Origin of the sequence: Paraburkholderia terricola, from assembly GCF_900142195.1 — a bacterium.
GTDB classification, from domain to species: Bacteria; Pseudomonadota; Gammaproteobacteria; order Burkholderiales; family Burkholderiaceae; genus Paraburkholderia; species Paraburkholderia terricola.
In genome coordinates this window covers 36,270-61,192 of sequence record NZ_FRAB01000030.1, presented here as the reverse complement: position 1 = coordinate 61,192, position 24,923 = coordinate 36,270, and the positions used below count along the sequence as shown (strand labels likewise).

The 24,923-nt window shown below is 63.7% G+C and carries 25 protein-coding genes; 16 read left to right on the top strand and 9 right to left on the bottom strand.

Going from position 1 to position 24,923, the window contains the following annotated elements; all coding sequences use genetic code 11:
• The first annotated feature begins 67 nt into the window (after positions 1-67).
• From BUE39_RS22920 to BUE39_RS22905, 4 genes are all read left to right on the top strand, one after another.
• Entirely contained in the window at positions 68-1,156 is a 1,089-nt protein-coding gene (locus BUE39_RS22920; RefSeq protein ID WP_073431000.1) for a sn-glycerol-3-phosphate import ATP-binding protein UgpC, read from the top strand.
• A gap of 45 nt (positions 1,157-1,201) precedes the next feature.
• Positions 1,202-1,501, top strand: coding sequence for a DUF3761 domain-containing protein (locus BUE39_RS22915; protein ID WP_073430999.1), 300 nt, complete (start codon positions 1,202-1,204; stop codon positions 1,499-1,501).
• 267 nt (positions 1,502-1,768) lie between these two features.
• Positions 1,769-3,436 carry an energy-dependent translational throttle protein EttA gene (gene ettA, locus BUE39_RS22910; RefSeq protein WP_073430998.1) on the top strand — a complete coding sequence of 556 codons (1,668 nt, stop codon included), beginning with the start codon at positions 1,769-1,771 and terminating at the stop codon, positions 3,434-3,436.
• Positions 3,437-3,693: 257 nt separating this feature from the next.
• Positions 3,694-4,818: a DUF748 domain-containing protein gene (locus tag BUE39_RS22905; protein ID WP_073430997.1), complete on the top strand. Its 1,125-nt coding sequence runs from the start codon at positions 3,694-3,696 to the stop codon at positions 4,816-4,818.
• 77 nt (positions 4,819-4,895) lie between these two features.
• On the opposite strand, the gene BUE39_RS22900 is transcribed toward BUE39_RS22905, so the two are convergent.
• The 3 genes from BUE39_RS22900 to BUE39_RS22890 are packed head-to-tail and all read right to left on the bottom strand — an operon-like array spanning position 4,896 to position 7,639.
• Positions 4,896-5,519, bottom strand: coding sequence for an HAD family hydrolase (locus BUE39_RS22900; RefSeq protein WP_073430996.1), 624 nt, complete (start codon positions 5,517-5,519; stop codon positions 4,896-4,898).
• A 31-nt stretch (positions 5,520-5,550) separates the two neighbouring features.
• Entirely contained in the window at positions 5,551-7,365 is a 1,815-nt protein-coding gene (locus tag BUE39_RS22895) for an aminopeptidase P family protein (RefSeq protein WP_073430995.1), read from the bottom strand.
• A gap of 19 nt (positions 7,366-7,384) precedes the next feature.
• The gene (locus BUE39_RS22890; protein WP_073430994.1) at positions 7,385-7,639 is read right to left on the bottom strand and encodes a hypothetical protein; all 255 of its coding nucleotides are present in this window, start codon (positions 7,637-7,639) and stop codon (positions 7,385-7,387) included.
• 204 nt (positions 7,640-7,843) lie between these two features.
• Between BUE39_RS22890 and BUE39_RS22885 the strand changes: the two genes are divergently transcribed.
• The 7 genes from BUE39_RS22885 to BUE39_RS22855 all read left to right on the top strand — a co-directional run bounded on the left by BUE39_RS22885 (position 7,844) and on the right by BUE39_RS22855 (position 13,941).
• Complete coding sequence (locus BUE39_RS22885; RefSeq protein WP_073430993.1) at positions 7,844-8,554, top strand: response regulator transcription factor; 711 nt, start codon at positions 7,844-7,846, stop codon at positions 8,552-8,554.
• 62 nt (positions 8,555-8,616) lie between these two features.
• Positions 8,617-9,903, top strand: coding sequence for a glutamyl-tRNA reductase (gene hemA / locus BUE39_RS22880; RefSeq protein ID WP_073430992.1), 1,287 nt, complete (start codon positions 8,617-8,619; stop codon positions 9,901-9,903).
• A 122-nt stretch (positions 9,904-10,025) separates the two neighbouring features.
• The gene (gene prfA / locus BUE39_RS22875) at positions 10,026-11,108 is read left to right on the top strand and encodes a peptide chain release factor 1 (protein ID WP_073430991.1); all 1,083 of its coding nucleotides are present in this window, start codon (positions 10,026-10,028) and stop codon (positions 11,106-11,108) included.
• A gap of 7 nt (positions 11,109-11,115) precedes the next feature.
• A complete protein-coding gene (gene prmC / locus BUE39_RS22870) occupies positions 11,116-11,991 on the top strand; it encodes a peptide chain release factor N(5)-glutamine methyltransferase (protein ID WP_073430990.1) in 876 nt (291 codons plus the stop codon).
• A 115-nt stretch (positions 11,992-12,106) separates the two neighbouring features.
• Complete coding sequence (gene grxD, locus BUE39_RS22865; RefSeq protein WP_073430989.1) at positions 12,107-12,418, top strand: Grx4 family monothiol glutaredoxin; 312 nt, start codon at positions 12,107-12,109, stop codon at positions 12,416-12,418.
• A 28-nt stretch (positions 12,419-12,446) separates the two neighbouring features.
• Positions 12,447-13,043, top strand: coding sequence for a UbiX family flavin prenyltransferase (locus tag BUE39_RS22860; RefSeq protein WP_073430988.1), 597 nt, complete (start codon positions 12,447-12,449; stop codon positions 13,041-13,043).
• A 112-nt stretch (positions 13,044-13,155) separates the two neighbouring features.
• Positions 13,156-13,941, top strand: a complete 786-nt coding sequence (locus BUE39_RS22855) for a DODA-type extradiol aromatic ring-opening family dioxygenase (protein WP_073430987.1) — start codon at positions 13,156-13,158, stop codon at positions 13,939-13,941.
• Between the two features lie 95 nt (positions 13,942-14,036).
• Here BUE39_RS22855 and BUE39_RS22850 read toward each other — a convergent pair whose 3' ends face one another.
• The gene (locus BUE39_RS22850) at positions 14,037-15,632 is read right to left on the bottom strand and encodes an APC family permease (RefSeq protein ID WP_073430986.1); all 1,596 of its coding nucleotides are present in this window, start codon (positions 15,630-15,632) and stop codon (positions 14,037-14,039) included.
• A gap of 419 nt (positions 15,633-16,051) precedes the next feature.
• Between BUE39_RS22850 and BUE39_RS22845 the strand changes: the two genes are divergently transcribed.
• Entirely contained in the window at positions 16,052-16,255 is a 204-nt protein-coding gene (locus BUE39_RS22845; RefSeq protein ID WP_007180251.1) for a cold-shock protein, read from the top strand.
• Positions 16,256-16,366: 111 nt separating this feature from the next.
• Here the strand turns inward: BUE39_RS22845 and BUE39_RS22840 are convergent, their stop codons facing one another.
• Positions 16,367-17,617 (bottom strand): Hsp70 family protein, encoded by a 1,251-nt coding sequence (locus BUE39_RS22840; protein WP_073430985.1) that lies wholly within the window; start codon positions 17,615-17,617, stop codon positions 16,367-16,369.
• A 190-nt stretch (positions 17,618-17,807) separates the two neighbouring features.
• On the opposite strand from BUE39_RS22840, the gene BUE39_RS22835 reads away from it, so the two are divergent.
• A complete protein-coding gene (locus BUE39_RS22835) occupies positions 17,808-19,283 on the top strand; it encodes an MFS transporter (protein WP_073430984.1) in 1,476 nt (491 codons plus the stop codon).
• 55 nt (positions 19,284-19,338) lie between these two features.
• Here BUE39_RS22835 and BUE39_RS22830 read toward each other — a convergent pair whose 3' ends face one another.
• On the bottom strand, positions 19,339-19,932 hold the full coding sequence (locus tag BUE39_RS22830) for a nitroreductase family protein (RefSeq protein WP_176035825.1): 594 nt from the start codon (positions 19,930-19,932) through the stop codon (positions 19,339-19,341).
• Positions 19,933-20,117: 185 nt separating this feature from the next.
• Positions 20,118-21,401, bottom strand: coding sequence for an MFS transporter (locus BUE39_RS22825; protein WP_073430982.1), 1,284 nt, complete (start codon positions 21,399-21,401; stop codon positions 20,118-20,120).
• Between the two features lie 168 nt (positions 21,402-21,569).
• Here BUE39_RS22825 and BUE39_RS22820 point away from each other — a divergent pair, with 168 nt between their 5' ends.
• Together BUE39_RS22820 and BUE39_RS22815 are read left to right on the top strand one after the other, a co-directional pair.
• Positions 21,570-22,214 carry a TetR/AcrR family transcriptional regulator gene (locus tag BUE39_RS22820; RefSeq protein WP_073430981.1) on the top strand — a complete coding sequence of 215 codons (645 nt, stop codon included), beginning with the start codon at positions 21,570-21,572 and terminating at the stop codon, positions 22,212-22,214.
• 93 nt (positions 22,215-22,307) lie between these two features.
• Positions 22,308-22,862 carry a DUF1415 domain-containing protein gene (locus BUE39_RS22815; RefSeq protein WP_073430980.1) on the top strand — a complete coding sequence of 185 codons (555 nt, stop codon included), beginning with the start codon at positions 22,308-22,310 and terminating at the stop codon, positions 22,860-22,862.
• An 85-nt stretch (positions 22,863-22,947) separates the two neighbouring features.
• Here BUE39_RS22815 and BUE39_RS22810 read toward each other — a convergent pair whose 3' ends face one another.
• The gene (locus BUE39_RS22810; protein WP_073431028.1) at positions 22,948-23,790 is read right to left on the bottom strand and encodes a class I SAM-dependent methyltransferase; all 843 of its coding nucleotides are present in this window, start codon (positions 23,788-23,790) and stop codon (positions 22,948-22,950) included.
• Positions 23,791-24,145: 355 nt separating this feature from the next.
• On the opposite strand from BUE39_RS22810, the gene BUE39_RS22805 reads away from it, so the two are divergent.
• Positions 24,146-24,466, top strand: coding sequence for a type II toxin-antitoxin system HicA family toxin (locus BUE39_RS22805; protein WP_073430979.1), 321 nt, complete (start codon positions 24,146-24,148; stop codon positions 24,464-24,466).
• An 87-nt stretch (positions 24,467-24,553) separates the two neighbouring features.
• Here BUE39_RS22805 and BUE39_RS22800 read toward each other — a convergent pair whose 3' ends face one another.
• Positions 24,554-24,763 carry a DUF1059 domain-containing protein gene (locus tag BUE39_RS22800; protein WP_073430978.1) on the bottom strand — a complete coding sequence of 70 codons (210 nt, stop codon included), beginning with the start codon at positions 24,761-24,763 and terminating at the stop codon, positions 24,554-24,556.
• Between the last annotated feature and the right edge of the window lie 160 nt (positions 24,764-24,923).

Here is a 24,923-nt window from a genome sequence, read left to right as displayed (position 1 = left end):
GGTCGCGCAATGAAAAACGCGAAAAACACCGCGCACGCCGCGGCAAGCAACGAAAGGCTAAAACAGCATGGCTGCACTGACTCTGCAAGGCGTTAAAAAAACCTACGACGGCAAACAGTTCGTGTTGCACGGCATCGACGTGGACGTCGCGGACGGCGAGTTCGTCGTGATGGTCGGCCCGTCCGGCTGCGGCAAGTCGACGTTGCTACGGATGGTGGCGGGACTCGAACGCATTTCCGAGGGCGAGATTTCGATCGCCGGCAAAGTGGTCAACCGACTGGAGCCGAAGGATCGCAACATCGCGATGGTGTTCCAGAACTACGCGCTGTATCCGCATATGAGCGTGGCCGAGAACATGGGCTATGCGCTGAAGATCGCGGGCGTCGAGCGGGCGCAGATCACGCAGCGCGTGCAGGCCGCCGCGCAGATTCTCGAACTCGAAGCGCTGCTGCAACGCAAGCCGCGTGAGCTTTCCGGCGGACAACGGCAGCGCGTCGCGATGGGCCGCGCGATCGTGCGCGAGCCGGCGGTGTTTCTCTTCGACGAACCGCTGTCCAATCTCGACGCCCGCCTGCGCGTGCAGATGCGCCTCGAAATCCAGCGTCTGCATGCGCGGCTCGCCACCACCAGCCTTTACGTCACGCACGATCAGATCGAAGCGATGACCTTGGCCCAACGTGTGATCGTGATGAACAAGGGTCACGCCGAGCAGATCGGCGCGCCGACCGAAGTCTACGAACGGCCGGCGACGGTGTTCGTCGCGGGCTTCATCGGCTCGCCGGGCATGAATCTGCTGGAAGGCCGCGTGTCCGACGACGGCTCGGCGTTCGAAGTCGCCGGCAACGGTCCGAAGCTGCCGCTGACGGGCACGGCTGCAATCGGCGGCGAACTCGCCAACGGACGCGAATGGACGCTCGGCATTCGTCCCGAGCACATGACGCCGGGTCACGCGGATGCGCCGCACGCCACGCTCACCGTCGATTCCTGCGAGTTGCTCGGCGCGGATAACCTCGCGCACGGGCGCTGGGGCAAACACGACGTAACGGTGCGCTTGCCGCATGCGCATCGGCCCGCGGCAGGCGAGGCGCTGCAAGTGGCGCTGCCCGCGCGGCATCTGCATTTCTTCGATCCGTCGACGGGACGGCGGGTGAACTGAGCGAGCGCCAGAAGCACACGCAAAGAAGAACAATGCAAGGAGACCATGAAAAGCGTCACCGTTAGCCCTTTCCGTGCTTACGCCGCCATCGCGGTGGCCCTGCTGTTCAGCGCCTCGTCGGCGTTTGCCTACGTCGCTCCGGGCACCTCACCCGACGAATCCAACCTCAGCAATCACGACAGCTACACCAACCGCGACGGCAACACGGTTCACGCGCCGGCCCGCTCCCTGTCCGGCAAGGTGCCGCAAGGCGCCACCGCGCGCTGCCGCGACGGCACCTACAGCTTTAGCCGGCATCGCAGCGGCACCTGTTCACGGCACGGCGGCGTCGCGGACTGGCTTTGAGTTCCGCGCTTCGACGTTGCCGAAGGCGCGTGAACCGCGCTCAGCGCCAAGCTCACGGCAATCGACCCTGCCGCCCCGCCCTCACCGCGAAGTACAATGCCACCTGAACCACCCGCCCGCGCGCGGGGCGTCGCGCAGTTCGACGCCGCACACCATGCCGCGCCGGCCGGCGCCGGGCACACTGCCCGGCCCTAACACCGATTACCCATCCACCCACGGCAGCCCGCCCTCGATGCGGCCGGCGTCGTCAACGTCTATTGCAAGCAAATGGCCCAATACGTCTTCACCATGAACCGGGTCGGCAAAATCGTGCCGCCCAAGCGTCAAATCCTGAAAGACATCTCGCTGTCGTTTTTCCCCGGCGCGAAAATCGGCTTGCTCGGTCTGAACGGCTCGGGCAAGTCGACGCTGATCCGCATCATGGCCGGTGTGGACAAGGACATCGAAGGCGAAGCCACGCCGATGCCGAACCTCAACATCGGCTATCTGCCGCAGGAGCCGCAGCTCGATCCGAACAAGACGGTGCGTGAAGCGGTGGAGGAAGGTCTCGGCGACGTGTTCAACGCGCAGAAGAAGCTCGACGAAATCTACGCGGCCTACGCCGAACCGGACGCCGACTTCGACGCGCTCGCCGCCGAACAGGCCAAGTACGAAGCGATTCTCGCGACCACCGACGGCGGCAGCGCGGACCAGCAGATCGAAATCGCCGCCGACGCGCTGCGCCTGCCGCCGTGGGACGCGAAGATCGAGCATCTGTCCGGCGGCGAAAAACGCCGCGTCGCGCTGTGCAAGCTGCTGCTCGAAAAGCCGGACATGCTGCTGCTCGACGAGCCGACCAACCACCTGGACGCGGAATCGGTCGATTGGCTCGAACAGTTCCTCACGCGCTTTCCGGGCACGGTCGTCGCCGTGACGCACGATCGCTACTTCCTCGACAACGCCGCCGAGTGGATTCTCGAACTCGACCGCGGCCACGGCATTCCGTGGAAGGGCAACTACAGCAGTTGGCTCGATCAGAAAGAAGAGCGCCTGAAGCAGGAAGAGTCGTCGGAATCGGCGCGTCAGAAGGCGATCAAGAAGGAACTGGAATGGGTGCGCCAGAACCCCAAGGGCCGTCAGGCGAAGTCGAAGGCGCGTATAGCCCGCTTCGAGGAACTGAACAGCCAGGACTACCAGAAGCGCAATGAAACGCAGGAAATCTTCATTCCGGTCGGCGACCGCCTCGGCAATGAAGTGATCGAGTTCAAGAACGTCAGCAAATCGTATGGCGATCGTCTGCTGCTCGATGACGTCAGCTTCAAGATTCCGGCCGGCGCGATCGTCGGCATCATCGGGCCGAACGGCGCCGGCAAGTCGACGCTTTTCCGCATGCTCACCGGCCGCGAACAGCCGGATTCGGGCGAGATCGTGCAAGGCCCGACGGTCAAGCTCGCCTACGTGGACCAAAGCCGCGACGCGCTCGACGGCTCGAAGACCGTGTTCGAGGAAATCTCCGGCGGCGCGGACGTGCTGACGGTCGGCAAGTACGAAACGCCCTCGCGCGCGTACATTGGCCGCTTCAACTTCAAGGGCGGCGACCAGCAGAAGATCGTCGGCAATCTGTCGGGCGGCGAGCGCGGCCGGCTGCATCTGGCGAAAACGCTGATCGCGGGCGGCAACGTGCTGCTGCTGGACGAACCGTCGAACGACCTCGACGTGGAAACGCTGCGCGCGCTCGAAGATGCGTTGCTGGAATTCGCCGGCTCGGTGCTGGTGATCTCGCACGATCGCTGGTTCCTCGACCGCATCGCCACGCACATCCTCGCGTTCGAAGGCGATTCGCAAGTCACCTTCTTCGACGGCAATTACCAGGAGTACGAAGCGGACAAGCGCGCGCGCCTTGGTGAAGAAGCTGCACGTCCGAAGCGTCTGCGTTACAAGCCGATCGCACGCTAAGCCCTGACGCCGCGGCCCGCTCGCCGGTTGGCGGGTGGGCCGTTTTTTCGAGCGCGGCCGGCGTGTGGCCCGCTGTTGCGCTCACCGCTGCACGCCGGCATTCGTCGGCGTTTTTTGTCAGGCGGCGGGGCACGCGCGTTGCTCGCCACGGCGTGATCTCAGGTTCAGGCGGAATGCCGCCGTTGCGTCAGTCGGAGCATGCGTCGGACCGTTGCGATCACAGCCGCACCGCACGACGCGGTGACGAGGAGGCAGGCATGGCGATGTCCAAGGGCAAGCGCTGGCTCGTTTCGATGGGCGGTGTGCTGCTGGTGCTGATCGTCGCCGTGGTCGGCGCGCTGCAATTCGAGCAGCGCGAAGTCAAGGAACGTGTGATCGCGGCGCTCGGTCCGCTTGGCAGCGCGGAAAGCATCCGCGTCGGTCTGACCTCCGTTCATCTCAGTCACGTTCTGCTCAAGGCGCCGCCCGGTTGGCCCGCCGGCGATCCGCTCCGAGCCGACGAAATCATCCTCACGCCCGATATCCGCGACCTGATCGCGCGGCGTATGCATATCCGCAGCGTGGTGGTGCGCGGCTTCGACATGGCGGTGTTGCGCAGCAAGGACGGCACGATCCGCTTGCTGCCGAATCTGCGCCAGTCGTTCAACGCCGACGGCAAGGACGACGCCGGCCGCAGCGCCGCGCCGGCATCGCGTGAAAAACTGGTCGATCACATTCGCTTCGAGCAGGGCAACGTCCATTTCCACGACATGACGGTCGGCCCGCCCGCTTTCAAAGTGACGGTCAGCAACGCCAATGCCACCGTCGATCACCTGCATCTGCCGGCGCTCAGCGAGCCGACCAGCGTCGACGTCACCGGGTCGATCAAAGGCCCGGCGCATACCGGCACGGTGTCGTTCGGCGGCTGGATCAAGGTCGCGAACAAGGACTCGCAAACCGTCAGCAAACTACATGGCGTCGATGTGGTGATGCTCGATCCGTACCTGCTGAAAAAGGCCGGCGCGAAGGCGCAAGTGACGGGCGGCACGATCGATCTCACCGTCGAGTCGACGGTGCGCAATGACCAGTTGCACGCGCCCGGCACGATGACGGTCCACGGTCTGCAACTCGCCGAGAGCGGCAATCCGCTCGACACCTTCATGTCGATTCCCACGAAAGCGGCGGTCGCGGCGCTCAAGGCGCGCAACGACGACATCACGCTGCATTTCGTGCTGGATGGAAATCTGCGCGACCCGAAGTTCTCGGTGCAGGAAAGTCTGATGACGCGCATTGCCGCCGGGTTTGCCAAAGCGTTGGGCGTAAGCGTCGAGGGCGTCGCGAAAGGCGCGGGGGAAACGGTGAAAGGGTTGGGTAACGCGTTGAAGAATCTGCTGGGGCAGTAGTGAAGAAAAGCACAAGCAGACAGCGGCGAGAGCGCAAACGCGTTGCGTCGCCGCTTCGCCCGAATAACACCCCTTGCTTAAACCGGCAGCCCCAACTCGCGCAGCTTCGCTTCGGTTTGCGCGGCGCTGATGTGATGCACGCCATGCCAACCGAGCGCGATTGCCGCTTCCGCATTCTTCTGGTTGTCGTCGATGAAGACGAGTTCGCCGGGCTCGATGCCCGGCATTTGTAGCTCGATCCGCTCACGCATTGCCGCGAAGATCGCCGGATCGGGCTTCACGAGCCCCACCCGCCCCGACACGATGATGTCGCGAAACCGCCGCAGCGCAGGGTAATGCTCCCACGCATACGGAAACGTCTCCGCCGACCAGTTCGTCAGCCCGAACAGCGGCACGTCGGCGGCTTCGAGTTTTTCCATGATCGCGACGCCCTCTTCCAGCACGCCGGCGACCATCTCGTGCCAGCGCTCGTAGAACGCGCGGATCAGCGGTTCGTGATCGGGAAACCTGGCGATCAATTCGTTCGTGGCCTCGACGATCGGCTGGCCGCCATCCTGACGGATCACCCAGTCCATCGAACAAACGTGGGTGAGAAACCAGCGGCGCTCAGCTTCGTCAGGAATCAGCTGACGATAAAGATACTCGGGGCTCCAGTCGATCAGCACGCCGCCGAAATCGAACACGACTGCCTTGATTGCCATGCACTCTCCGTAAGCCACGCAATTGCGGCGATCAGATGGGTTGCGTGCGCAGTTCCAGCCATGCGCGGACGTCGCCCGACACGTGCGGCCACAAACGCGTGCGCACCGTGTCGTGGTACGCGTTGAGCCACGCGCGTTCGTCCTCGCGCAGCAGCGCCAGATCGAGGCAACGCGTGTCGATCGGGCACAGCGTGAGCGTCTCGAACTTGAGGAAGTCGCCGAACTCCGTGTGTTCCGCGGGCACATTCAGCACGAGGTTTTCGATCCGCACGCCCCACTTGCCTGGACGGTAGATGCCCGGCTCGACCGAGGTGATCATGCCCTCTTCCATCGCGGTCCACGGTTCGGCCGGCGCATAGTGCGAAATCACCTGCGGGCCTTCATGCACGTTGAGGAAGTAACCCACGCCGTGACCGGTGCCGTGACCGTAGTCGGCGCCGGCTTCCCAGATCGGCGCGCGGGCGATCGCGTCGAGCATCGGCGAGCGGATGCCGCGCGGGAATTTCGCGCGCGACAAAGCCATCGTGCCTTTCAGCACGATCGTGAAATCGCGCCGCTGTGCCGCGCTGAGGGTGCCGATCGGCACGACGCGCGTGATGTCGGTGGTGCCGCTCAGATACTGCGCGCCGGAATCGATCAACAACAGGCCGTTGCCCTCGATCACCGAATGCGATTCCTCGGTGGCGCGATAGTGCGGCATCGCGCCGTTCGCGTTGAAGCCCGCGATCGTCGCGAAGCTCAGCGACACGAAGCCGGGACGGCGCGCGCGAGCCGCCGTGAGGCGTTCGTCGATGGTCAGTTCCGTAATAGTTTCGCGGCCCAACGCGCCTTCGAACCATGTGAAAAACTCGGCGAGCGCCGCGCCGTCCTGCTCCATCGTCTCGCGCACGTGGGCGGCTTCGGCCTCGGTCTTGCGCGACTTGAAAAAGGTCGACGGGTTGACCGCCTCGACCACCGTTACCGTTGACGGCACCGACTGGAGCGAACCGTAGGTGATGCGGCGCGGATCGATCAGCAGCGTGCTGCCGGCGGGCAGCGCGGCCAGCGCGTTTGCGGCCTTTGCATACGGTTCCACGCTGATACCGTCGCGCGCCAGCGCGTCGGCCAACGCCTGCGGCACCTTGCCGTCGGCGACGAAAAGCGACGCGTGGTCGACGCCGATCAGCGCATGCGCCACGAACACCGGGTTGTAGCTCACGTCGGCGCCGCGCAGGTTGAGCAGCCACGCTAGGTCGTCGAGCGTGGAGACGAAATGCCATTGCGCGCCCTTTTCCGCCATCGCGCGGCGAATCTGCGCGAGCTTTTCCGAACGCGCGACGCTCGCATGCGGCGCGGCGTGCTCGAACACGGCGTCGGCCGGCAGCGACGGACGCTGCGGCCAGATTGCGTCGAACAGGTCGACGTCGGTACGCAGCTTCACGCCGTGCGCGGTGAGCGCCTGGGTCAGGGCGCGCGCCGCCGCCACGCCGAGCACCGCGCCGTCCACGCCGACCGTGGCGCCCGCCGCCACGTTCTGCGCGAGCCAATCGAAATGCGGGGCGGTCTGCTGGCCGCCGGTCATCTTCATCAACTGGACGCCGGTGCCGGCCAGTTGCGCATTGGCCTGCTCCCAATAGCGGCTGTCGGTCCAGACGCCCGCGAAATCGGCGGTCACGATCAGCGTACCGGCCGAGCCGGTGAAACCCGACAGCCACTCCCGGCCCTGCCAACGGCCCGGTAAGTATTCAGACAAATGCGGATCAGCGGACGGCACCAGGTAGGCGGCGACGCCTTCGCGCGCCATGACGTTGCGAAGTGTGGCAAGCCGTTCGGGGATGGGGGAGGTTTCGGGGAGTCGGGCATTCATCAGAGTCACCTGCAAATATTCATCGACGGGACAGCAAGCCGACCGTCACGGCAACGGCGATCAACGCGATGCCGGTACACACCGGCCATTCGAGCAGATCGCCGTCATGGAAGAGACCAGTCACGTTGCCGGCCATGCGCGCGATAGCGGCGCCGAGCAGTCCGGTCAGGAGCGCCACCCACCATCGGGTTCGGCTCGAACGGCGCAGCGGATGCAGCCACCAGCCCGCAAGGCCGATCGCCGACCCCAGAACCACAATTCCGGGCCAACCCATTAGCGGCGGGTCTCGCGCAGTTTCAGATTTATCTCATGGGCGCAGGGGGACTGGACAGCTAGCATTCTTGTCTCATTAACTCTAGAGGTTCAGCACGGCGCTTTCCGCATAGCGGTTGAGTTTAGGGGTCGGGGTGATGTTAGGCAAGCTGTAAGCCTTACGAGAAAACCTGGTTCCTGCTGATTGCCAAGCTGACAGCACGCCATGCGAATCGCCCTCATCGAGCCGGACCTGCGCCACGCCAAGCTGGTCGGCCAGTTGATTTTCGCCGGCGGCCATGTGTGCCAGCACTTCACCGCGAGCACACCGTTTCTGAGCCGCGCGGCGGACGAATTCTTCGACCTTCTCATCACCGAAAGCTGGGCCGGCGACCATTCCGCCGAAGACGTGATCGCCCGCGCCCGCGCCATCCTGCCCAGCTTGCCGGTGATCGTGCTGATGTCGGCGCCGCGCGAAAGCCAGATCGTGGCCGCGCTGCACGCGGGCGCCGACGACTGCGTCAGCAAACCGGTCAGCGGCCCGGAGATGCTGGCGCGGGTCGACGCCCTGCTGCGGCGCGCCGGCCTGCGGCGCCCGCCCAACCGGCGGCGCGACGTCATCGGCGGCTACGCGTTCGACGCAGCGCAACTGGGCGTCACTTTCCGTGATCAAACGGTCACGCTGACGCCGAAGGAATTCCGCTTCGCGCGCCTGCTCTTCAACAATCTGTCGCGGCCGGTATCGCGCGCGCACATCCTCGAAACCGTCTGGGCGTGCCGGCGCGACGTACGGTCGCGTACCGTCGACACGCATGCGTCGCGCGTGCGGACCAAATTGCAGTTACGCCCCGAGCACGGCTATTGCCTAACGCCGCTATATGGCTACGGCTACCAACTCGACGCGCTCCCGCCGGAGGTCGCCGCGGAAGCTGCATGACGCGGGCTCAATGTAAGAATGGTGAAAACGCTATAATATTGAGCTAAACCATAGCCCCCCATATGCAGCTTCTAACGATCGGAATCAATCACCACACCGCGCCTGTCGCCTTGCGCGAACGCGTGGCGTTTCCGCTCGAACAAATCAAGCCCGCACTCGACACCTTCAAAAGCATCTGGCTCGGCCGCATGGCCCGCTCGGCGCCGGAAGCGGCGATTCTGTCCACCTGTAATCGCACCGAGCTCTATTGCGCAACCGACGACCACGCCGCGCGCGAAGCCGCGATCCAGTGGTTCTCGAAATACCACAATCTGCCTATCGACGAACTTGCGCCGCACGTCTATGCGTTGCCGCAGTCGGAAGCTGTGCGGCATGCCTTTCGGGTCGCATCAGGGCTCGATTCGATGGTGTTAGGCGAGACGCAAATCGTCGGGCAAATGAAGGACGCGGTACGCACTGCTTCCGAGGCCGGCGCGCTCGGCACTTATCTGAACCAGTTGTTCCAGCGCACCTTCGCCGTCGCGAAGGAAGTGCGCAGCACCACCGAAATCGGTGCCCAGTCGGTTTCCATGGCGGCTGCCGCCGTGCGGCTCGCGCAGCGAATCTTCGACAAAGTGTCGAATCAGCGCGTGCTGTTCATCGGCGCCGGCGAAATGATCGAGTTGTGCGCCACGCACTTCGCCGCGCAGCAGCCACGCGAACTGGTGGTCGCAAACCGCACCGCCGAGCGCGGCTCGCGGCTCGCGGAGCGCTTCAACGGCCGGGCGATTCCCCTCTCTGAACTGCCCACGCGGATGCATGAGTTCGACATCATCGTGTCGTGCACCGCTTCCACCTTGCCGATCATCGGCTTGGGCGCGGTCGAGCGGGCCGTGAAAGCGCGCCGTCACCGGCCGATCTTCATGGTCGATCTGGCGGTTCCGCGCGATATCGAACCCGAAGTCGGCCAGCTCGAGGACGTCTTTCTGTATACCGTCGACGACCTCGGCGCGATCGTCCGCGAAGGCAATGCGTCGCGCCAGGCTGCCGTCGCGCAGGCCGAGGCGATCATCGAAACGCGCGTGCAGAATTTCATGCAATGGCTCGACGCGCGCAGCATCGTGCCGGTGATTCGCCACATGCATACGCAGGCCGACGTGCTGCGCCGCGCCGAAGTCGAACGCGCGCAGAAGATGCTCGCGCGCGGCGACGATCCGGCCGCCGTGCTCGAGGCGCTGTCACAGGCGCTCACCAACAAGCTGATCCACGGGCCCACGCACGCGCTCAATCGCGCGAGCAGCGACAACCGTGACACGCTCATTGAACTGATGAGCGGCTTCTACAAACACTCGGGTTCTTCCGAGCGTTAGCGGCGCAATCATCGCCGCGCTGTCCGCGCCACTTGCAAGTGGCCCGTGACGTGCTTCTACCCCGGGCATTCGCCCACTCCCTAGTTGCCGTCCTTGCCGGAGCCCGCTCCGATACCCGTCCGATGAAAACGAGCATGCAACGCAAGCTCGACCAGCTCACTACCCGGCTGGCCGAACTGAACGATCTGTTGAGCCGCGAGGACATCACCTCGAATCTCGACCAATACCGCAAGCTCACGCGCGAACACGCCGAGCTCGGGCCGGTGGTCGAGCAATACGCGCTGTGGCGCCAGGCCATGCACGACGCCGAGACCGCCCAGGAACTGCTGGCAGACGCGTCGATGCGCGATTTCGCCGAAGAAGAAATTCGCGCGGCCCGCGAACGCATGGACACGCTCGGCGGCGAACTGCAAAAAATGCTGCTGCCGAAAGATCCCAATGACGACCGCAACATCTTCCTGGAAATCCGTGCGGGCACGGGCGGCGACGAGTCCGCGCTGTTCGCGGGCGACTTGCTGCGCATGTACCTGCGCTTTGCCGAACGTAATCGCTGGCAGGTCGAGATGATGTCGGCGAGCGAATCGGATCTCGGCGGCTATAAGGAGGTGATCGTGCGGATCGCCGGCGAAGCGGCGTATTCGAAGCTCAAATTCGAGTCGGGCGGCCACCGCGTGCAGCGCGTGCCGGCGACCGAAACGCAGGGCCGCATCCACACGTCGGCTTGCACCGTCGCGGTGATGCCGGAAGCGGACGAAATCGGCGAAGTCGAGATCAATCCGGCCGATCTGCGCATCGACACGTTCCGTGCATCCGGCGCCGGCGGGCAGCACATCAACAAAACCGATTCGGCGGTGCGCGTCACGCACTTGCCGACGGGAATCGTCGTCGAATGCCAGGACGACCGCTCTCAGCACAAGAACAAGGACCGCGCGCTGAAGGTGCTCGCCGCGCGCATCAAGGACAAGCAATCGCACGAGCAGCAGGCGAAGGAAGCGGCCACGCGCAAGAGCCTGATCGGCTCGGGCGACCGCTCGGAACGCATCCGCACGTACAACTTTCCGCAAGGGCGTTTGACGGATCATCGGATCAATCTGACGCTGTATCGCCTGGAGGCGATCATGGACGGCGACCTCGGTGAACTGATCGCGGCTCTCGTCAGCGAGCATCAGGCTGAACTGCTGGCCTCGCTCGGCGACGCGGATTGAAGCGCGAATGAGTCAGCAGACGAAAGCAGACGAGCCGCGGATGAGCCCGGCTACACCCGCCGCGCTGTTGCGCGCCTCGCCGCTGCCGCCGCTCGAAGCGCGGGTTCTGCTCACGCACGTGCTCGGCTGGCGGCATACGCAATTGATTACGCGCGGCGATGAACCGCTCGCGGGCGCGTCGGTCGAGCGTTACCGGGCGCTGGAAGCGCGTCGCGTAGCCGGTGAGCCGGTCGCGCAACTGATCGGCGCACGCGAATTCTTCGGGCTCGAGTTCGAAGTGACGCCCGACGTGCTGATTCCGCGTCCTGAAACCGAACTGCTTGTAGAAACCGCGCTGAGCGAGATGGACAAGCTCCCGCGGCCGCGCTTGCTCGATCTCGGCACCGGCACGGGCGCTATCGCGGTGGCGATTGCGTCGATGCGACCGGACGCGCGCGTTTGGGCGCTCGACCGTTCTTCGGAAGCGCTGGCGGTGGCAACCCGCAATGCCGCCCGCCTGCTGGATGCCAACCGTCCCGGCGGCGCCGTGGTATTCCAGCATAGCGACTGGTACGACTCGCTCGACGCCGCACTGCGCTTCGAGGTGATCGTGAGCAATCCGCCGTATATCGCGAGCGGCGATCCGCATCTGTCGGAAGGCGACTTGCGCTTCGAGCCGCGCGGCGCGCTCACCGACGAAGCCGACGGCCTCAGCGCAATCCGCGCGATTATCGGTGGCGCCCCCACACGTTTGAGCGCCAACGGCGTATTGTGGATCGAACACGGCTACGATCAGGCCGAAGCCGTTCGCGCGCTCCTGTCAGCGCGCGATTTCGAGGAGGTGCGCTCGGAGCGGGATCTTGCCGGTATCGAGCGAATCAGCGGCGGACGGTGGCTCGGCTGACGCTTCGCGGATAGCCTTATCCGGCGCATGGATAAAGCGGCCCGGCGCTGGTCTTACCGAAATCCGCTATCATTTCAGCCTATTCCCCACACATCACGGAACCGCAAGGTCAGTCATGGATACGCAACAACGCATCAAGCAAATCGTCGACGAGAACAACGTCGTGCTCTTCATGAAGGGCAACGCTCAGTTCCCGATGTGCGGCTTTTCGGGCCGCGCCGTCCAGATCCTGAAGGCGTGCGGCGTCGGTGAGTTCAAGACCGTCAACGTGCTCGAAGACGACGAAGTCCGCCAGGGCATCAAGCAGTTCTCGAACTGGCCGACCATTCCGCAGCTCTACGTGAAGGGCGAATTCATCGGCGGCTCGGACATCATGATGGAAATGTACGAATCGGGCGAACTGCAGCAATTGTTTGCCGCGGCCTGAGCCTTTGCCCCACAAGGCGCCGCGAGCCATGGAAACACCCACTGCGGCGCCACGCCGGCTGATCGTCGCGATCACCGGTGCGACCGGCGCCATCTACGGTATCCGCTTGCTCGAGACGTTGCGCAAGCTGGGCGGCGTCGAGAGCCACCTGCTGATTTCCAGCGCTGGCTGGCTCAATATCCGGCACGAACTCCAGTTGTCCAGAGATGACGTGCATCCGCTCGCGGATGTCGTCCATTCGGTGCGCGACGTGGGCGCGAGCATCGCATCCGGCTCGTTCGCGACAGAAGGCATGGTGGTCGCCCCCTGCTCGATGAAAACGCTCGCGAGCATCGCGCACGGTTTTTCCGACAATCTGATCACGCGCGCCGCCGATGTCACGCTGAAGGAGCGCCGCCGGCTCGTTCTCCTCGTGCGGGAAACGCCGTTCAATCTCGCGCATCTGCGCAATATGACGGCCGTCACCGAAATGGGCGGCGTCATCTTTCCACCCTTGCCCGCCTTTTACAACCAACCCAAGTCGATCGACGAGATGGTCGATCACACCGTGTCGCGCGTGCTGGATCTGTTCGCGCTCGGACCGGCCTTGTCGCCGGCGTGGCAAGGATTGCACGGCGCGGATTAGTAACGATTGCGACGCAATCAATTCCGCTTTCCGCCGTTTATCAAAGATCAGTGCGGACTTATATTGGTAGCAATCCAATCTCCGCGCCGCCGCACCCGGCTGCGTTGCTACCATGAACCGCCTGCCTTCGCTTTTTCTTTCCCACGGCGCGCCCACGCTGCCGATCGACCCCTCGCTGCCGTCCGCCGAATTCGGCGTACTCGGCGCGCAACTGCCGCGTCCCGAAGCCGTGCTGATGCTGTCGGCTCACTGGGGCACGGCGCGGCCGGTGGCCAGCACGTCCACGGCGCCGGAAACCATCCACGACTTCTACGGTTTTCCGCGTCAGCTGTATGAGATCCGGTATCCGGCACCGGGCGCGCCCGATGTCGCGCGCCGTGCCGCCCTGCTGCTCGGTGAAAACGACATCGCCACCGATACCGAACCACACGGCCTCGATCACGGCGCATGGGTGCCGATGCTGCTGATGTTCCCGGACGCCGACGTGCCGGTCGCGCAGTTGTCGATCCAGCCGCACATGAACGCGGCGCATCACTTCCGCATCGGCCGTGCGCTGCGCGCGCTGAGAGACGAAGGCGTGATGGTGATCGGCTCCGGCCAGATCACGCACAACCTGCGCGCCGCCGACTTTTCGGCGCGCCCCGAAGACGCCGACCCGCGCGTCGCTGAATTCACTGGCTGGTTCGAGGACAAGCTTGCGGCGCACGACCTCGACGCGCTGCTCGACTACCGTCGCCAGGCGCCGCACGCGGCGCTGATGCATCCGACCGACGAGCATCTGCTGCCCGTATTCGCCGCATTGGGCGCCGCCGACGACGATTATTCGCTGGCAATTCAATCGCTCGGCACCTATCAGCGAACGCTCGCCATGACGAATTACGTGTTTGGCAGCGCGTGACGTAAAAGTGACGCCCGTAAAAAAACCCGCCTTGAGTCAACCTCAAGGCGGGCTTTTTTCCATACGAATGCCAACACCAATCGAATCGCGGCCCGTTAATGCACCGCCATCTCTTCGAGCACCTCGTCGTGAACGTCACGCTCGTCCAAGTACTCCGAGCGATATCCGCTGCGCACGCCCCAGTAATAAAACACCAGTGAGAACGCGATCACCACGAGCATGTCCCAGCCGTACGGCAAAACGCCCAGACCGCCGAACTCCTTACTGCCGATCAGCGACAGAACGGCCATGATCGGCAGGTAGGCCACGAGCCACCACGCCGCCTTCAGATCGCGTCCCCAGCCGCCGAAACCGGACTTCGCCTGGAAGTAGAAGTACACCGGCAGCGCCACGACCATCAGCAGAATGATTTCGCCCGTCAGCGGCCACCGGGCCCAGTACAGGATCAACGACGCGCACACGAAGGCGAACGGCGCAATGATCTGCATGCCCGCAATGTGCAGCGGACGCTCCAGGTCGGTCGCCGCGCGGCGCAGCGCCATCAGGCTGATCGGGCCGGTCAGGTACGAGATCACGGTCGCGACCGAAATCACGGCCGCAAGCGAACTCCAGCCGCGGAAGAAGAACAGGAAAATGAACGACACCAGCAGGTTGAACCACATCGCCTGACGCGGCACGCCGTAGAACGGGTGCACATTGCCGAACATCTTCGGCATGGTGTTGTTGCGCTCCATCGCATAGATCATGCGGGTCGTGGTCGCCATGTAGGTCGTGCCGGTGCCGCTCGGGCTGACGAACGCGTCGACGTAGAGCAGGATGGCGAGCCAGTTCAGGTTCAGCGCGATCGCCAGTTCGGCGAACGGCGAAGCAAAGTTGAAATGGCCCCAACCCTTCATCACGTCGCTTGGGCTCACCGCGCCGATATACGCAACCTGCAGCAGCACGTAGATCACCAGCGCGAGCAGGATCGAGCCGATCACCGCGAACGGCACGCTCTTGCTCGGATTGCGCGCCTCGCCGGCCAGATTGATCGGGCTCTGGAAACCGTTGAACGCGAACACGATGCCGCTCGTCGCCACCGCGGTCAGCACCGCCGACCAGCCGTACGGCGCGAACGTGCTCGCTTCGCCGAAGTTTTCCTTGTGGAAGCCCGCCATCATCAAGCCGACAATCGTCGCGCCCGGAATCAGGAACTTGAAGATCGTGATGGCCGAATTGGCGCGAGCGAAGAGCTTCACGCCCCAGTAATTCAACAGGAAGTAAATCACCACCAACGCGGCGGACAGCAGGAGCCCATCGGTGGTTAATTCCCCGTTCACGAACAACGCCTGCGCCCATGCATAGGGCCAGGTGCTCATGTACTGAATGGACGCCTCGGCCTCGATCGGAATCACCGAGACGATGGCGATCCAGTTTGCCCACGCGCTAATGAAACCCACGAGCGCGCCATGCGAATAGCGCGCGTAGCGCACCATGCCGCCCGATTCCGGAAACATCGCGCCGAGTTCGGCGTAGGTCAACGCGATTGCGAGAATCACGACCGCCCCGATGACCCATGCGCAAATGGCGGCAGGACCGGCGATCTTGGCGGCTTTCCACGCGCCGAATAGCCAGCCCGAGCCGATGATCGAACCCAGGCCGGTCAGCAGCAACGCAAACGGCCCGATGTTCCGTTGTATAGAACTTTTCACATCCTCTCCTGTATCAGAACCATGTGTCGGCACCGCGAGACATCGCTTGTGACGCTGCGGACGGTGACGTGCATGCATGCGCAACCGGCGCAACCGGTGCGGGGCGCGTAGTTTAACGGTTGCCCCCGCCGCCTGCAGCCAAACCAAGGGTTGTCCCTGACAAAAAAGATCAGACAAACGGAAAGCTTTGTAAGGACGTCCCACCTTGCCATACCGAAATTTTGTAAAGATGCGGCGAGAGTGTTGACCTTCTCTCAAAATCGCCGTATAACGTCCGGGCAGGATTTCAAGCGGCGAGTGAATTGGTCTTTCGTAGTTCGCCCATCAACGGTACTCCGGTTGGTCCCATTACCCCCTTCCTTGATTTTCATGCACCCATTGGGCTTCGGCCTTATTTACCATCTTTAGGAACAAGTAATATGGAAACCGGTACCGTCAAGTGGTTCAATGACGCAAAGGGCTTTGGCTTCATCACGCCGGACGGCGGCGGCGAAGATCTGTTCGCGCATTTCTCGGAAATCCGCACGGAAGGCTTCAAGACGCTGCAAGAAAACCAAAAGGTCACGTTTGAAGTGAAGACGGGCCCGAAGGGCAAGCAAGCTGCCAACATCAAGCCGGTGTAAGCAGAGCGCTCCCTTCAGGACGCAAAAAACCCCGCCTCGGCGGGGTTTTTTTATATTCGTCGCAATGCTATGCGCTGATTATCTTCGCAGTATGTGATTGGTGATTCGGGTTTATCCGAACAGACGCCGCGCGTGAATACCGAGGCCCGTCGCGACACTGGCGAGACGGTCGCCGAATACCGCTTTGGCGTCTGGAAATGCAGTCGCCAATGCACCCGATAGAAACGCCAAACCGGTCGAGCCGCCCGTGAAGTAAATCGCGCTGACGTCGCGCGTGGCGATGCCGGCCGCCTGCACCGTGTCGCGTGCGGCCTGCACGATGCGGCGCGTCTCGTCCTGGCCGGCCTTGATCAACTGCGCTTCGTCGAAGGCGAGGCGCAGGTCGTCTTCCACTTCGTCGAGATCGATCACGGTTTCGCCGCCCGCCGCCACGCCGATCTTCGCCTCTTCGGCGTGCGCCGCGAGCGCATGCCCCAGGCGGCGCTCCACGACACGCATCAGGCGGTCGTGATGCTTGACCTCGGTGAACAGATGCCGCATCAGCGCGAGTTCGCCGACGCGCTTCGGCGCGTAGACGGTGTTGATCAGATGCCAGGTCGCCAGATCGAAATAAACCCGGTTCGGAATTTCGCGGCCTTCCGGGTCGAGCGCCTGATAGCCGAGTTCGCGCAGGATCGTCGCCAATTCGACGCGGCGGTCGAAATCGGTGCCCGCGACGTGCACGCCGTGATGGGCCAGCACATCGTCCTTGCGCTCGACGCGCTTCATCCGCTCCGGCCCGACGCGCACCAACGAAAAGTCCGAGGTGCCGCCGCCGATGTCCGCCACCAGCACGAGTCCTTCCGCCGTCAGATGCGATTCGTAGTCGAACGCGGCGGCGATCGGCTCATACTGAAAGTGAATTTCCCGCAGACCAACCGAGCGCGCCGCCGCTTCGAGTTGCTGCTGCGCCATCTGATCGGCGCGCGGATCGTCGTCGACGAAAAACACCGGGCGGCCCAGCACCGCGCGATTGATCGGCCCGCTGGCGCTTTTTTCCGCCGACCGCTTGAGGTGATCCAGAAAAATCGCGATAACCTCGGTGTACTTGATCGCCGAACCGTCGCCCAACTCGGTCGAATTCTCGGCGAGCGGCGAGCCCAGAATGCTCTTCATGGAGCGCATCAGGCGGCCGTCGAAACCGTCGATATACGCTGCCAGCGCGGCACGCCCGAATTCGCGGGTGTCTTCGTCGGTGTTGAAAAACACCGAGGTGGGCAGCGTCGTATAGGCGCCCTCGACCGGCGCGAGCTTCAGCGCCGCGCCGTCGGGAACAGCCACAGCCGAGTTGGAAGTACCGAAGTCGATCGCGCAATAGTTCATGGCAGGAATCGCCGCTCACGGCTGGCGCGGACAGAAGGGGGGAGCGGCTTTGTATCACGAAATCCCAACGGGCATCAACTGACGCTTCCGGGCATCCGCAACAAAACCCACAGGCCTGTCGGGCGGAACGCAAATTGCTCACGCCAACAGGTTACGCCGCCAATTTATGACACTGAGGAGACTTTGAGCAATGAGCGCGCCGCCAACCGCCGCCGTCCGCGAAAAAAACACCGCCGTCGTCGAAACGGACCTGCCTTCGCGGCTGGACCGCTTGCCGTGGGGCCGCTTTCACTCGCTGATCGTCGTGGCGTTGGGCGTGACGTGGCTGCTCGACGGTCTCGAAGTGACGCTGGCGGGCGCGGTGGCGAGCGCGTTGAAGGCGAGCCCCACGTTGCAATTCACGAACGCGGACGTGGGCCTCGCCGGTAGTGCTTACATCGCCGGCGCCGTGCTCGGGGCACTCGGCTTCGGCTGGATGACCGACCGGCTCGGCCGTCGCAAGCTGTTCTTCATCACGCTCGCGCTCTATCTGGCCGCCACGGCGGCAACCGCGTTTTCGTGGAATCTGGCCAGTTTCCTGCTGTTTCGCTTTCTGACCGGCGCGGGTATCGGCGGGGAATATACGGCGATCAATTCGACAATCCAGGAATTCACGCCGGCCCGCGTGCGCGGCTGGACCGATCTCGGCATCAACGGCACCTTCTGGGTCGGCGCGGGGCTGGGTGCGGCGGGCTCGCTGGTGCTGCTCGATCCGAATCTGCTGCCGCCTGATTGGGGCTGGCGCGCGTGCTTTTTCATCGGCGCGGTGCTGGCGCTGGTGATCTTGCCGATGCGTGTCTGGGTGCCGGAAAGCCCGCGCTGGCTCCTGACCCGCGGTGGCGAGCCCGACGCGCGCTCGATCGTCGAAGCGCTCGAAACGCGCTTTCGCCGCGAGGGTCACACGCTCGTGGACCACGAACTCATTGCGCTGCGGCTGCGCGCACGCGGACATACGCCGCTGCGCGAGGTGTTCCACACGCTTTTCAACGTGCATCGGCGCCGCGCGCTGGTCGGGCTGTCGCTGATGACCGCGCAGGCGTTCTTCTACAACGCGATCTTCTTCACCTACGCGCTCGTGCTCACCGATTTTTACCAGGTGCCGCCCGCGCATATCGGCTGGTATCTGCTGCCCTTCGCGCTCGGCAATTTCCTCGGACCGCTGGTGCTCGGCCGGCTTTTCGACGTCATTGGAAGGCGCAAGATGATCGCGGCGACCTACGGCATATCCGCGGTTCTGCTGACGCTGAGCGGCTACCTGTTCGAGCAGCACATGCTCACCGTCGTCACGCAGACGATCGCATGGATGGTGATTTTCTTCTTCGCGTCGGCGGCCGCGAGTTCGGCGTATCTGACGGTCAGCGAATCGTTTCCACTGGAAATCCGCGCGCTGGCGATCGCGGTGTTTTACGCATTCGGCACGGCGCTGGGCGGCATCGCGGGCCCGGCGTTCTTCGGCAGGCTGATCGACACGCATCAGCGCAGCGAGGTGTTTTCGGGCTATCTGGTCGGCTCGGCGCTGATGCTCGCGGCCGCGGTGATCGCGGCGATCTGGGGCGTGGATGCCGAGCGCAGGTCGCTCGAGCACGTCGCGAGGCCGCTGTCGAGCGTGCTGGACGACGAGGAATAAAAAACGCGCGGTCGGCGCCGCGCGTTTTTCCATCACCGCCTGGGCGGCGAACCGCTCAGAAGGCCTTCTTCCAGCCGCCGCCGTAAGCGATGTCCGCCAGCGGCAGACGCTGACGCGCCGATTTCTCCCGCTCACGCAGCACCGGGTCCAGCTTGTCGACCTCGCCGTAATGGCCAAGCGCGATCATCGCGATCACTTCAACGTCCTTCGGGAGCTGGAATGCCGCGCGGAACGCATTCGGATCGAAGCCGCTCATCTGATGCGCGGCGAGGCCGAGCGCGTGTGCCTGCAACACCAGCGCCATCGCCGCCGCGCCCGCATCGTAGGGTGCGCAGCGATTCACTTCGCCCTTGCTCGTGAGCGTGTGCGTGGTCACCGCGATCAGCACCGGCACCTGCGCATTCCAGCCCTGATTGAACGGCACCAGCGTGGCGAAGGCCTGCTTGAACGAGACTTCGTCGACGCTGCGGTCGAATACGACGAAACGCCACGGCTGCGCGTTATACGAAGACGGCGCCCAGCGAGCCGCCTCGAGCACGGAACGCAGGTTGTCGCGGCTCACCGGCTCGCTCGAATAAGCGCGCGGGCTCCAGCGGCCTGCAATCAACTCGTGGATGGCGACTTCGGTAGGGGCGGGTTTGTTGGTCATGCGCTTCTCTCGGTCGAAATTCATGGTCGACGGGCGGCTGCCCGGGGTCACATAGCATAACCGGGCTTCGCCGCGCGCGCTTCATCCTATGCGGGTTGGTTTTTGCGTCGGCTGGAATGCGAACGGCCCCAGTGGGGCCGTTGGTCCGGCTTCGCTTCGCCGTACCCCGCGCGCGGGGCGCGGCCTTAGATCGCCTGCGGTTCCGGCACCTTGGCGGGCCGGTTGATGCGCAACACGATCACGGCGGCGACGAGACACAGGCCGCCCGAAATCATCGACGCCACCGTGTACGTACCGAGGCTCGCGCGCAGCATGCCGGCGCCGAGCGCCGCGAACGCCGCGCCCAACTGGTGGCCGGCGACCACCCAGCCGAACACCACCGGCGCCGCTTCCTTGCCGTAGACGTCGGTGGCGAGACGCACGGTGGGCGGCACGGTGGCGATCCAGTCGAGGCCGTAGAACACCGCGAACAGCGGCAGGCCGAAGAAGTCGATGCCGAACGCGTGCGGCAGATACATCAGCGACAAGCCGCGCAGCCCGTAGTACCAGAACAGCAGCACGCGGCTATTGAAGCGGTCGGAGAGCCAGCCGGAAAGCGTCGTGCCGAACAGATCGAAGATGCCCATCGCGGCGAGCAGCGACGCGCCCTGCACTTCGGTCATGCCGTAGTCGCCGCACATCGCGATCAGGTGGGTGCCGACGTAACCGTTGGTACTCGCGCCGCAGATGAAGAAACTGAAGAACAGCAGCCAGAAGTCGCGCGTCTTGCTCGCCATGGCGAGCGTGCCGAAAGCGATTGCCAACGGATTCTGCTTCGTAGCGGGCGCTGCGGCGGGCGCGTCGTGCGGTTCGCCGTACGGACGCAGCTTCATGTCGGCCGGGCGCTCCGGCAACAGGAATGCGACCAGCGGCAACACGATCGCCGCCGCCAGCGCGACCACCCACACCACCGGGCGCCAGCCGTGGTGCTGGGCGATGGCCGCGAGCATCGGCAGGAACACCAGTTGGCCGGTGGCCGAACTGGCCGTGAGAATGCCCATGACGAGGCCGCGGCGCGTGGTGAACCAGCGCGTCACCACCGTCGCGGACAAGGACAGCGCCGCGACGCCCGTCGAGCCGCCGACCATCACGCCCCAGATCAGGACCATCTGCCACGGATGCGTCATCAGCGACGACAACGCCACGCCCGCAGCCATCGTCCCGAGCGCGGCCAGCAGCGTGGGACGCACGCCGAAGCGCTGCATCGCCGCCGCCGCGAACGGCCCCATCAGGCCGTAAAGCGCGATATTCACCGAGATCGCGAGAGAAATCGTCGCCCGGCTCCAGCCGAATTGATGCTCGAGCGGCACCATCATCACGCTCGGCGTGGCGCGCGTGCCCGCCGCCGCCAGCAATACCAGGAACACCACGGCGACAGTCAACCAGCCATAGTGGAAACGTCCGCCAATCAGTCTCGCTGCCCAGTTCATCGGTTCTCCAGTCGACACCGCTCACAAGAACGGCGCCGTTCGCATTCGCCGTTCGCACTATGACGGCTTCGGTAAAGGGTTTGTGACAGCTCAGTCACAACGGTGTTGCGATGTTAGTTACTGGTCGGTAACATGTCAAGGCGTCGATTTAATTTTCAGGTGCTTACCATGTCCCACAGCGAAACCCACAAGCCGGCCGGTCCCCGGCGCGCGCGCAGCGCGCAAACGGCCGGGCCACAGGCGCAGCAGCATCTGCTGCGCGCCGCGGACGAGTTGTTCTACCACGAGGGCGTGCGGATGGTCGGCGTCGATGCGGTGGTGGAACGCGCGGGCGTGAACAAGATGAGCCTGTACCGCCAGTTTTCGTCGAAAGACGAACTGGTGATGGCTTATCTGGAGCGCAAGGACGAGCAGTTCTTCGGCTATGTGGAACGGAGCTTCGCGAAGCATCCGGGCGAGCCGGCAAAGCAGCTTCAGCAGTATTTCGACGACCTGGCGGTGCGCGCGTCGATCGAGGGCTACCGCGGTTGTCCGTTCGTGAACGTATCGGTGGAGTTTCCCGACGCGGCGCATCCGGCGCGGCAATTCGTGTTTCGCAACAAGGAACGGTTGCTGGCGCGACTCACCGAACTGGCGACTGGCGCAGGCGCCGACGATCCGGTGGCGCTCGCCAACGCGCTCGGCTTGCTGATCGAAGGCGTGTACGCGGCCAGTCAGACCTATGGCCCCGGATGCGGACCGATTCTCGCCGCGCCGAAAGTCGCCGCGCAGTTGATCGCCGCGGCATGCGGCGGGGCGGCGGCTAAGGGTTGAACTGGAGCCGGCTGTGCGGTCTCACCGTCGCGAGGCGCGGATCGGCGCCAGTCCGCGCCGTTAAAATGGCGCTTTCCCCTTTCGCTGCGTGCCATGTCGTTGCCTGCCGAATCCCATGATGCCGTCGTTGCCGCCACCCGCCACTGGCTGACCCGCGCCGTGATCGGACTGAATTTATGTCCCTTCGCGAAAGCAGTGCACGTGAAGGGGCAGATTCGCTATGCCGTCAGCGACGCCGTGAATATGGAAGCGGTGTTGACCGACCTCGAAGCCGAGTTGCAGACGCTGCTTGCGTCCGATCCTGACGCCGTCGATACCACGCTATTGATTCTGCCGCGCGCGCTCGGCGATTTTCTCGAGTACAACGATTGCCTGTTTTTCGCCGAGCGGATGCTCAAGCAGCTTCGGCTCGAAGGCTCGATTCAGATCGCCAGCTTTCATCCTCATTACCAGTTCGAAGGCAGCGAACCCGACGACATCGAGAATTACACCAATCGGGCGCCTTATCCGATTTTGCATTTGCTGCGCGAGGACAGCATCGAGCGCGCTGTCGAGGCTTTCCCCGACGCTGAGGCTATTTATGAGCGAAATCAGGCAACCCTTCGGCGGATCGGCCTTGCAGGGTGGAACGAACTGATGAAGCGGTGATTCCTGGCGGCGGCCATCCAACGGCAACGGTAGCGGCAGCGGCGTCGGAAAGCCACCGCTAAAGGTCGCCTGCGGAAAAGCGAAATCAGGCGGACACGAAAAAACGCTCCTTCAACTCCCCGATTCCAAGCGTCTCCATCACCTCATTAAGCCGCTCGGCCGGCCGCCGCCTTGGCAAATCCTTATATTGGGCAATGATGAGTTCATTCTTCATGGAATGCTCCCACCCGACCAGTTCGGTCACGCTCACCTGATAGCCGTGCGCCTCCAACTGCAAGCAGCGCAGCACATTCGTGATCTGGCTGCCGAATTCCCGCGTATGCAGCGGATGCCGCCAGATTTCAGTCAACGCGTTCGCGAGCGATTTGCCCTTGTTCTGCCGTAACACGCCCGCCACCTCAGCCTGGCAGCACGGAACGACCACGATGTACTTCGCGTGCTTTTCCAGCGCGAAGCGGATGGCGTCGTCGGTCGCGGTATTACAGGCATGCAGCGCCGTCACGATGTCGATCTCGGCCGGCAAGCGCTCGGAGGTGATCGAGTCGGCCACCGACAGGTTCAGGAAGGACATCCCCGTAAAGCCGAGCCGAGCGGCCAGTTCTTCCGACTTCGCGACCAGTTCCTCGCGCGTTTCGATGCCGTAAATGTGCGAAGCCCCACCAGCGGCGCCCTGAAATTCCTTGAAGAAAAGGTCGTACAGGATAAAACCTAGATATGACTTGCCCGCGCCGTGGTCGACGAGCGTCAAGGCGCCCTGCTTGTCCTTGAGGTCCTTGAGCAGCGGCTCGATGAACTGAAACAGGTGATAGACCTGCTTCAGCTTGCGGCGGCTGTCCTGGTTCATCTTGCCGTCGCGCGTGAGGATATGAAGCTCTTTCAGTAGCTCGACGGACTGGTTCGGACGGATTTCGTGGGTTTTGCTGGACATCGTGGAAACCGCCGCCGATTGCAACGCGAACGTGCGACAGGTGACGGAAAAAGGGAAAAGTTGCTGGCAGTTTACCCAAAGCGCGGCCCGCTCACCGAAGGAGCCGGGCGAACCATGCAAAAAAGGTCGACGATCTGGAATGTTTTCTGCTCGAACAGCGCGCAAAACAGCTTGCGGGCCGGCTCCCCGGCAAGGTAAGCCGTGCCGCCGATGACAACGGATTGCCAGCGCCGTGCTTCAATCGGCGAACCGGCTGCAGGTGGGGAGGGCGGTCCCGGAACAGGGACCTAATGTTACGTAACCAGAAGCGCGCCGCGATCCCGAGCGGACGCGCTCGGATATAACAGAGGCGGCAATGGATACGATACCCAACGGAAACGTCGAACAGAAGTTTCAGGAAATGCTGGCGAAACTCACTGCCACGCCGGTCTGGTCCGAGAAGCAGCAACTCGAACTGGAGATGGCGCGCGACATTTCCACGGAAATGCTGCGTCTGGCGGAAATCATGCGCGACGGCAGCGTCGATATGGAAACCTGCCTGACGATGCTGAAATACGCAAAAGTACTCGATTTCGTGATGACCACGCTCGCATCGAGGCGCGACATCAAACCGCAAACGCTGCGGGTCATTTTCAAGCTCGCCGGGCTCAAGGTGGACGAGGCTTACCCCAGCTAAAACCGACGTCACGCCGCGACCCGCGCGGGCGGCACGCGGCCGCTCGCACCGGTCAGCCGGCATCCCTTCTGGCGGAAGGGCGACACATCACGCGCGCGGTGCTTCGACCGGCGGCGTGCCTTCATGGAACAGGGTCTTGAGCTGCGAACGCAGTTCCGGCGAATCCTCGTGTTTGTGAACCGAAACCGCGTGCTGCACGGCTGCGTCGAGTAATTCGTCCTCGCTGTCGGCGGACATGGCAACGGTGCAGTTCATCTCGCTCGGGAATTCGCGACAGTCGATATATTTGCGGCTCATGGCAGTCTCCTGGTATCAACCTTCAGAACATCCGGACAGGGAACAGACGCGCGAACTCCGTCGCCCGCCGTCACGCGGCCGTTAGGGCAGCGCGGGCAGCGTGAAATCGTGGGCTGGTTCGAGGCGGAAAACGCGACACTGCGTCCGGTGGAAGGTATGT

What these genes read in the sequence shown, in the direction of transcription:
- BUE39_RS22920 (WP_073431000.1), top strand. Translation starts at nt 68, where the DNA reads ATGGCTGCACTGACTCTGCAAGGCGTTAAAAAAACCTACGACGGCAAA.
- BUE39_RS22915 (WP_073430999.1), top strand. Translation starts at nt 1,202, where the DNA reads ATGAAAAGCGTCACCGTTAGCCCTTTCCGTGCTTACGCCGCCATCGCG.
- ettA (WP_073430998.1), top strand. Translation starts at nt 1,769, where the DNA reads ATGGCCCAATACGTCTTCACCATGAACCGGGTCGGCAAAATCGTGCCG.
- BUE39_RS22905 (WP_073430997.1), top strand. Translation starts at nt 3,694, where the DNA reads ATGGCGATGTCCAAGGGCAAGCGCTGGCTCGTTTCGATGGGCGGTGTG.
- BUE39_RS22900 (WP_073430996.1), bottom strand. Translation starts at nt 5,519, where the DNA reads ATGGCAATCAAGGCAGTCGTGTTCGATTTCGGCGGCGTGCTGATCGAC.
- BUE39_RS22895 (WP_073430995.1), bottom strand. Translation starts at nt 7,365, where the DNA reads ATGAATGCCCGACTCCCCGAAACCTCCCCCATCCCCGAACGGCTTGCC.
- BUE39_RS22890 (WP_073430994.1), bottom strand. Translation starts at nt 7,639, where the DNA reads ATGGGTTGGCCCGGAATTGTGGTTCTGGGGTCGGCGATCGGCCTTGCG.
- BUE39_RS22885 (WP_073430993.1), top strand. Translation starts at nt 7,844, where the DNA reads ATGCGAATCGCCCTCATCGAGCCGGACCTGCGCCACGCCAAGCTGGTC.
- hemA (WP_073430992.1), top strand. Translation starts at nt 8,617, where the DNA reads ATGCAGCTTCTAACGATCGGAATCAATCACCACACCGCGCCTGTCGCC.
- prfA (WP_073430991.1), top strand. Translation starts at nt 10,026, where the DNA reads ATGAAAACGAGCATGCAACGCAAGCTCGACCAGCTCACTACCCGGCTG.
- prmC (WP_073430990.1), top strand. Translation starts at nt 11,116, where the DNA reads ATGAGTCAGCAGACGAAAGCAGACGAGCCGCGGATGAGCCCGGCTACA.
- grxD (WP_073430989.1), top strand. Translation starts at nt 12,107, where the DNA reads ATGGATACGCAACAACGCATCAAGCAAATCGTCGACGAGAACAACGTC.
- BUE39_RS22860 (WP_073430988.1), top strand. Translation starts at nt 12,447, where the DNA reads ATGGAAACACCCACTGCGGCGCCACGCCGGCTGATCGTCGCGATCACC.
- BUE39_RS22855 (WP_073430987.1), top strand. Translation starts at nt 13,156, where the DNA reads ATGAACCGCCTGCCTTCGCTTTTTCTTTCCCACGGCGCGCCCACGCTG.
- BUE39_RS22845 (WP_007180251.1), top strand. Translation starts at nt 16,052, where the DNA reads ATGGAAACCGGTACCGTCAAGTGGTTCAATGACGCAAAGGGCTTTGGC.
- BUE39_RS22840 (WP_073430985.1), bottom strand. Translation starts at nt 17,617, where the DNA reads ATGAACTATTGCGCGATCGACTTCGGTACTTCCAACTCGGCTGTGGCT.
- BUE39_RS22835 (WP_073430984.1), top strand. Translation starts at nt 17,808, where the DNA reads ATGAGCGCGCCGCCAACCGCCGCCGTCCGCGAAAAAAACACCGCCGTC.
- BUE39_RS22830 (WP_176035825.1), bottom strand. Translation starts at nt 19,932, where the DNA reads ATGACCAACAAACCCGCCCCTACCGAAGTCGCCATCCACGAGTTGATT.
- BUE39_RS22825 (WP_073430982.1), bottom strand. Translation starts at nt 21,401, where the DNA reads ATGAACTGGGCAGCGAGACTGATTGGCGGACGTTTCCACTATGGCTGG.
- BUE39_RS22820 (WP_073430981.1), top strand. Translation starts at nt 21,570, where the DNA reads ATGTCCCACAGCGAAACCCACAAGCCGGCCGGTCCCCGGCGCGCGCGC.
- BUE39_RS22815 (WP_073430980.1), top strand. Translation starts at nt 22,308, where the DNA reads ATGTCGTTGCCTGCCGAATCCCATGATGCCGTCGTTGCCGCCACCCGC.
- BUE39_RS22810 (WP_073431028.1), bottom strand. Translation starts at nt 23,790, where the DNA reads ATGTCCAGCAAAACCCACGAAATCCGTCCGAACCAGTCCGTCGAGCTA.
- BUE39_RS22805 (WP_073430979.1), top strand. Translation starts at nt 24,146, where the DNA reads ATGGATACGATACCCAACGGAAACGTCGAACAGAAGTTTCAGGAAATG.
- BUE39_RS22800 (WP_073430978.1), bottom strand. Translation starts at nt 24,763, where the DNA reads ATGAGCCGCAAATATATCGACTGTCGCGAATTCCCGAGCGAGATGAAC.